The 7,091-nt window shown below is 73.7% G+C and carries 5 protein-coding genes and 2 pseudogenes; 5 read left to right on the top strand and 2 right to left on the bottom strand.

The window, feature by feature from the left end:
* The 4 genes from HGA02_RS07095 to HGA02_RS20840 all read left to right on the top strand — a co-directional run.
* Window positions 1-1,712 (top strand): PhoX family protein (locus HGA02_RS07095; RefSeq protein ID WP_168678436.1); only part of this gene is annotated, 1,712 nt, incomplete at its 5' end.
* A gap of 92 nt (window positions 1,713-1,804) precedes the next feature.
* Window positions 1,805-3,031, top strand: a complete 1,227-nt coding sequence (locus HGA02_RS07090) for a type IV toxin-antitoxin system AbiEi family antitoxin domain-containing protein (RefSeq protein ID WP_168678435.1) — start codon at window positions 1,805-1,807, stop codon at window positions 3,029-3,031.
* A complete protein-coding gene (locus HGA02_RS07085) occupies window positions 3,021-5,222 on the top strand; it encodes a S9 family peptidase (RefSeq protein WP_168678434.1) in 2,202 nt (733 codons plus the stop codon). The genes HGA02_RS07090 and HGA02_RS07085 overlap by 11 nt, the downstream gene beginning before the upstream one ends.
* 161 nt (window positions 5,223-5,383) lie before the next feature.
* Complete coding sequence (locus HGA02_RS20840; RefSeq protein ID WP_225916124.1) at window positions 5,384-5,716, top strand: DUF6458 family protein; 333 nt, start codon at window positions 5,384-5,386, stop codon at window positions 5,714-5,716.
* A 275-nt stretch (window positions 5,717-5,991) separates the two neighbouring features.
* Here the strand turns inward: HGA02_RS20840 and HGA02_RS07070 are convergent, their stop codons facing one another.
* Window positions 5,992-6,708 carry an alpha/beta hydrolase gene (locus tag HGA02_RS07070; RefSeq protein ID WP_168678433.1) on the bottom strand — a complete coding sequence of 239 codons (717 nt, stop codon included), beginning with the start codon at window positions 6,706-6,708 and terminating at the stop codon, window positions 5,992-5,994.
* A gap of 117 nt (window positions 6,709-6,825) precedes the next feature.
* Here HGA02_RS07070 and HGA02_RS20835 point away from each other — a divergent pair.
* A pseudogene (locus HGA02_RS20835) lies at window positions 6,826-6,924 on the top strand (helix-turn-helix transcriptional regulator); the annotation flags it as partial.
* A 48-nt stretch (window positions 6,925-6,972) separates the two neighbouring features.
* Here the strand turns inward: HGA02_RS20835 and HGA02_RS21630 are convergent.
* Window positions 6,973-7,047, bottom strand: a pseudogene (locus tag HGA02_RS21630) (hypothetical protein); the annotation flags it as partial.
* Between the last annotated feature and the right edge of the window lie 44 nt (window positions 7,048-7,091).

Genomic DNA, 7,091 nt, shown 5'->3' with positions numbered 1-7,091 from the left:
ACCAGTGGCGGCCGCTCGTGCGCTGGGGCGACCCGCTGCTGTCGTCGCGCGACACGTTCGACCCGGCGACGGTCACGCCCGAGGTCGCGGAGCGCCTGTTCGGCTACAACTGCGACTACGTCGACATCCTGGAGGACCGCGACGGCCGCACCGGCACGCTCGTCGTCAACCACGAGTACACGAACGAGAACATCATGTTCCCGCCCGCGGCGACGCCCGAGGAGCTCGACCGGCAGCGCCGCGTCGCGATGGCGTCGCACGGCCTGTCCGTCGTCGGCCTGTACCGCGAGCGCAAGGGCAAGCCGTGGACGTACAAGGTGGGCGCGCGCGCCAACCGGCGGATCACCGCGTCGACCCCGTTCACGTTCTCCGGCCCCGCGGCCGGGTCCGCGCTGCTGCGGACCGTCGCCGACCCTGCGGGCACGACGCCGCGCGGCACGCTCAACAACTGCGCGGGCGGGACGACCCCGTGGGGCACGGTCCTGTCGGGCGAGGAGAACGTCAACCAGTACTTCCGCACCGCGGGCACGTCCGCCGCGGACAAGCGGTACGGCTTCGCCGACAAGGCGACGACGCGCGGCTGGGAGGACGTCGACCCGCGCTTCGACGCCCGCAACCCCGGCTACGAGAACGAGCCGCACCGCTTCGGCTGGATCGTCGAGGTCGACCCCGAGGACCCGACCGCACCGCCCGTCAAGCACACCGCGCTCGGCCGGTTCAAGCACGAGGGTGCGAACGTCATCGTCGGGCGGTCGGGCCACGTCGCCGCGTACATGGGCGACGACGAGCGTTTCGACTACCTGTACAAGTTCGTCTCGAAGGACCGGTACCGCGAGGGCCGTCGGCACCGCGACGCGAACAAGCGCCTGCTCACGGCGGGCAACCTGTACGTCGCGCGGTTCCTCGGCGACTCGCCCGTCTCGGAGATCACCGGGACCGGCGCGCTGCCGTCCGACGGGGCGTTCGACGGGACGGGCCAGTGGATCCCGCTCGTGCTCGACGGCGTCTCGCAGGTGCCGGGCTTCACGACGGAGGAGGTCCTGGTCTTCACGCGGCTCGCGGCCGACGCCGTCGGCGCCACCAAGATGGACCGCCCCGAGGACGTCGAGCCCAACCCCGTGACGGGTCGCGTGTACGTCGCGTGCACCAACAACACCGACCGTGGCGCCGCCGGCAAGGAGGGCGCGACCGAGCCCAACCCGCGCGTCACGAACCGGCACGGGCACGTCGTCGAGCTCACCGAGGCCGGGAACGACCCCCGGTCGCTCACGTTCGGGTGGAGCATCCTGCTGCTCTGCGGCGACCCCGCTACGACGACCGGCACGTACTTCGCGGGCTTCCCGCCCGAGAAGGTGTCGCCGATCTCCTGCCCCGACAACGTCGCGTTCGACTCGTCGGGCAACCTGTGGATCTCCACCGACGGGCAGCCCGGCACGATCGGGTACTGCGACGGCCTGTTCAAGGTGCCGCTCTCCGGTCGTGAGCGGGGCCGTGTCCAGCAGTTCCTGGCCGTGCCGCGGGGCGCCGAGACGTGCGGCCCGGTGGTCCGCGACCGTGACGAGATGGTCTACGTCGCGGTCCAGCACCCGGGCGAGGACGGCACGTGGGCGGCCCAGCAGTCCTACTTCCCGGACTACGTGACCCCGGGCTCCGTGTCCGGCGGCCGCTGGGGCGGCCCCCGCCCGTCGGTCGTCCAGGTCTACCGCACCTGACCCACCCGCCTGCCAACGCCGCCCGCCCCCACCCGCCCCACGGCCGCCCCCGGCCGGTCCCCGCCGAACGCAACTTTGGCGCCGCCTGGGGCGTGCTGGGCGAGCCCAACGTTGCGTTCGGGTGCGGGGGGCGGCGAACGGGTCACAGGGGGCGGGAGCTGGGGGAGTCATCCACACAGATCGACCTCTGGCTCTCGCCATCCGTCCGCTCGCGCTCGGATGGCGGGGTGCCCCGTCGTCGTGACATCCCCAGGTCGCTCCTCGTGCTCGCCGGCCGTCAGGGCGGGCTGCTCTCGGCCGAGCAGGCCGACGCGCAAGGCGTCACCAGCGGGCGGCGTGGTCGACTCGTGGCCGCAGGCTTGTGGTCGCGACCGACGCGGGGGGTGTTCGACACGCGTCCGACGAGCGGGCGCTCGCCGGACGACCGGCGTCTCCGCGCGGCGTGGCTCGGGATGCTCGCGTACGGACCCTCCGCGGTCGCGGTCGGCGCGTGCGCCCTGGCGCTGTACGGGGTGTCCGGTCTCCCTGTCGACCTGCAGCCCGAGATCGCGATGCCAGGTGGACGGTTCCGGCAGTCGCGGGACGGGATCCGGGTGCGCGAGTTCGGTGGTGCCACGGTCCTTCCCCAGCGCCGGATCGGCGCTGGACGCGCCGTCGTCCTGCCGTGGGCCGTGACGCAGGCGGTGCCCGAGATCGGTCGTCGGCACGCGCTCGCCGTGCTCGACGACGTCCTCCGGCGCGGGCTCCTCGACGAGTCCGGGCTCGAGGACGTCCGGAGCCGCGTCGCCGGGAGGCGCGGCGCGGCGGGCGTCGGCGACCTCTGGTCGCTGGTCGACGCTCGAGCGGAGTCGCCGTTGGAGTCGCTCGCACGCCTGGACTGCTGGGATGCCGGTGTTCCGGCGGACGACGTGCAGGTGACGATCAGGGACGGTGACGGCGGGTTCGTCGCACGTGCCGACCTCGGATGGAGGCTCGGCGGCGACCGGTGGCTCGTCGCCGAGATCGACGGGCGCGAGGTGCACGAGACGCCCAGGGCCGTTCTGCACGATCGTCGCCGGCAGAACGCGGTCGTCCGGACCGGCCGCGTGGAGCTCCTGCGCTTCACTGCCGCCGACCTGGGCCCGTCAGGCGCGCTGGTCCGTACGGTCCGCGCCCACCTTCCGACGACCTGGCGACCGTCGACGGCCGTAAAGCCGCCGAACGCAACATCAGGCACGTCTGACCGGGCGTTGGCGCACGTGATGTTGCGTTCGGCGGATCTGGGATACGGAGTGGGTCAGGTGGGCGTGATAGGACGGGGCGGTGACGATGACGACTGACAGCGGCGCCGGCGGCGGCGCGGACGAGACCCTGCCCCAGCAGACGACCGCCGGCGACGGCGGCGTCGGTGCGACCGGTGGTGCCGGGGGTGGTGACGCCGGGGACCGTGCGGCGGCGACGCCGTTCCACGACCTGGATTCCTACGTGGGGATCCCGCGGGTGTCCGGGCTGGTGCTGTCGCCCGACGGGACGCGGCTGGTGACGGCCGTGGCGACGCTCGACGCCAAGCGGACCAAGTACGTGACGGCGCTGTGGGAGGTCGACCCGTCGGGCGAGAAGCCGGCCCGACGCCTGACCCGCAGCGCGAAGGGTGAGGCCAGCGCCGCGTTCACGGCGTCGGGCGACCTGCTGTTCACGAGCGCCCGGCCCGACCCGGACGCGAAGGACGGCGACGACGACCCGGTCCCGGCGCTGTGGCTGCTGCCCGCGGACTACGCGGAGGCCCGTGTGGTCGCGGACCGGGTGGCGGGTGTCGGCGGGGTGCGGACGGCGAAGGACGCGTCGGTGGTGCTGGTGAGCAGCGACGTGCTCCCGTCGGCGCCGGACGCGGAGACCGACGAGAAGCTGCGCAAGGCCCGCAAGGACAAGAAGATCGCGGCGATCCTGCACGACGCATACCCGATCCGGTACTGGGACCACGACCTGGGCCCGGACGCTCCGCACCTGTTCACGGCTGACCTCTCGGCGGACGTCGTGACGCCGCTCGCGGGCGACCGCGACCCGCGGCTCACGCTGCGCGACGCCACGCCCGACGCGCGTGCGGCGCTCGTCGAGCAGTCGGCCGCGATCACGCCGGACGGCCGCACGGTCGTGACGGGGTGGACGCGGTACCTGGCGCGCGGCGACCAGCGCAGCGAGGTCGTCGCGATCGACGTGACGAGCGGTGAGCGGCGCACGCTCGTGGCCGACGACGCCGCGGACGTGTACGGGCCGGTCGTGTCGCCCGACGGCCGCTGGGTCGTGTTCACGCGGGAGACGGTGTCGACGCCGCACCAGGCACCCCACGTCTCCCTGCAGGTCGTGCCGCTGGCCGGCGGCGACGCGCGTCCGCTGGTCGACGGCTGGGACCGCTGGCCGCACGACCCGGTGTGGCTGCCGGGCTCGGACGCGCTGCTGGTGCTCGCGGACGACGACGGCCGCGGGCCGGTGTTCCGCGTGGACCTCGCGTCGGGCGCGGTGACGCGGGTGACGGCCGACGACGCGGTGTTCACCGACGTGCAGGTCAGCCCCGACGGGCGGACGGCGTACGCGCTGCGCTCGTCGTACGAGGCACCCGCGCACCCGGTCCGCATCGACCTGGCGGAGGCCGCCGAGACGGGTGCGCCGGTCCCGGCCACGCCCCTCGTCGGGCCCGTCGCGACGCCGCAGATCCCGGGCACGTTGACCGAGGTCGAGACGACCGTCGGCGACGGGCGACGCGTGCGCGCGTGGCTCGCGCTGCCCGACGGTGCGAGCGCCGCGACCCCGGCGCCGCTGCTGCTGTGGATCCACGGCGGCCCGCTGGGCTCCTGGAACACGTGGTCGTGGCGGTGGAACCCGTGGCTGCTGGTCGCGCAGGGGTACGCGGTGCTGCTGCCGGACCCGGCGCTGTCGACCGGCTACGGGCAGGACTTCATCCAGGCCGGGTGGGGGTCGTGGGGCGAGGCGCCGTTCACGGACCTCATGGCGATCACCGACGTGGCGGAGGCGCGCGACGACGTCGACGCGTCCCGCACGGCGGCGATGGGCGGCTCGTTCGGCGGCTACATGGCGAACTGGGTCGCCGGGCACACGGACCGGTTCCGGGCGATCGTCACGCACGCGAGCCTGTGGGCGCTCGATCAGTTCGGCCCGACGACGGATGCCGCGTACTACTGGGAGCGCGAGATGACCGCCGAGATGGCGCTCGACAACTCCCCGCACCGGTTCGTCGACAAGATCGTCACGCCGATGCTCGTCGTGCACGGCGACAAGGACTACCGGGTGCCGATCGGCGAGGGCCTGCGGCTCTGGTACGAGCTCGTGTCCCGGTCGGGCCTGCCGGCGGACGACGAGGGCCGCACGCCGCACCGGTTCCTCTACTTCCCGGACGAGAACCACTGGATCCTCAGCCCGCAGCACGCGGTCGTCTGGTACCAGGTGGTCGAGGCGTTCCTCGCGCAGCACGTGCTGGGCCGGGCCGACGTGGCGTACCCGGAGGTCCTGGGCTGACGGACGTGACCGGATGACCTGACCGGGTGACGATGCCGCCTCCGGATGCGGTGTTCCACTACCCGCGCCAAACTCCTCTGTCAAGAGTCGAGCGCCGCCCAGTTCGACGTAGTTCGACGGGCGTCCCGAACGGGAGTTCGACGGGACGGAAGGAGCCACGCATGGGTATCGGAGGCGGCATCGCCCTGATCGTCATCGGCGCGATCCTCGCGTTCGGCGTGCGGGACAGCATCGACGCCATCGACCTGACGATGATCGGCTACATCTGCATCGGCGCGGGCGTGCTCGCGCTGATCCTGGCGCTCATCATCAACGCGCAGCGCAGCAACACGTCGCACCGTGAGGTCGTCGACCACCGCACGGTCGGGACGGCCCAGCCCGTCGCGCAGCCCGTGGTCCAGCAGCCGGTCCAGCCGGTGCAGCAGACCCCGGTGCAGCCGGTCCAGCAGCAGCAGCCCCCGCAGGCGCCCCCGGCGCCCCCCGCGGGCGCCTGAACCCGGCGGCTCTCCCGCCCGGACAGCCACGACGCCCCGGTGACCCGACGGTCGCCGGGGCGTCGCGCTGCGCGCCCTCGGCGCGCACGGATCGGCGTGCACGGATCGGCGGCGCGCACGGATCGGCGTGCACGGATCGGCGTGCACGGATCGGCGGCGTGCACGGATCGGTGCGCACGGATCGGCGTGCACGGATCGGCGTGCACGGATCGGCGTGCACGGATCGGCGGCGTGCACGGATCGGCGTGCACGGATCGGCGCGGGGGGTCCGACGGTCAGGCCCGCGCGGCGTCGACCAGGGCGGCGGCGAGGTCGTCGGGGCGGCTGAACATCGGCCAGTGCCCGGTCGGCAGGTCGACGTACGTGACGTCGTAGCGGCCCATCTCGGTGTGCAGCGGCGGGCCGCCGTCGACCATCGTCAGCAGCACCTCCGACGGCAGGCTCGTGCAGATCGCGGTCACGGGGACGGCGAACCGGCGCTCGTCGCTCACGTGCACCGCGGCGCGGGCGACGCCGGCGGGGTGCGGGAGCGCCCGCTCCCGGAGCCGCGCGAGCGCGGCGTCGTCGAGGCCCTCGAGGCTCGACCCGCCGTCCGCGAGCTCCTCCCACGACGGGAACGCCTGGCCCGTCGAGTCGGCGGGCAGGTCGGGGACGAGCGCGTTGCCGTCCTCGAGCGGACCGCTGTCGACGTAGACGGCGCGACGGACACGGTCGGGGCGCCGGTCGACGACCTCCCCGATGACGGCTCCGCCGCCCGAGTGGCCGACGAGCACGACGTCGCCGCCGTCGTCGGCGATCCGGTCGACGAGGCCGACGACGGCTTGGACGTGGTCGGCGCGCGTCACGGTCGACGCGTCGTCGGACGGGTCGAGGCCCGGCAGCGTGACGGGGTGCGGGATGAGACCGGCGGCGCGCAGGCCGGGCAGGACGTCGTCCCAGGCCCATCCGCCGAGCCAGGAACCGGGGACGAGGATCAGGTGCGTGGTGGTCATGGGACCAGCGTGCCGCGACGTCGGTGACAGCAGCATGTCACCTTCGTGTCACCATCATGGAGGACCGACGACGACCCCGGGAGCCCGCTCGTGAACCGCACCGACCGCCTGTACGCGATGGCCGAGGAGCTGCGCCGCGTCGGCCCGCGCGGCACCACGAGCGCACGTCTGGCGCGGCTCTTCGAGGTCACCGCGCGCACCGTGAAGCGTGACGTCAGCGCGCTCCAGCAGGCCGGCCTGCCGGTCGTCGCCCAAGCAGGAGCGGGCGGCGGCTACGTGCTCGTCGGCGCGACGCTCCAGCAGGCGTGCACCCTCCGTCAGCATGAGCTCGACGTCGATGCCCGCCGCGACCTTGATCGTGGCGTCGTGCGCCCACGTCGCGA

Origin of the sequence: Cellulomonas septica (genome assembly GCF_012396155.1) — a bacterium.
GTDB classification, from domain to species: domain Bacteria; phylum Actinomycetota; class Actinomycetes; order Actinomycetales; family Cellulomonadaceae; genus Cellulomonas; species Cellulomonas septica.
The sequence above is the reverse complement of the archived record's forward strand: the minus strand, read 5'-3'. Positions and strand labels throughout refer to the sequence as shown.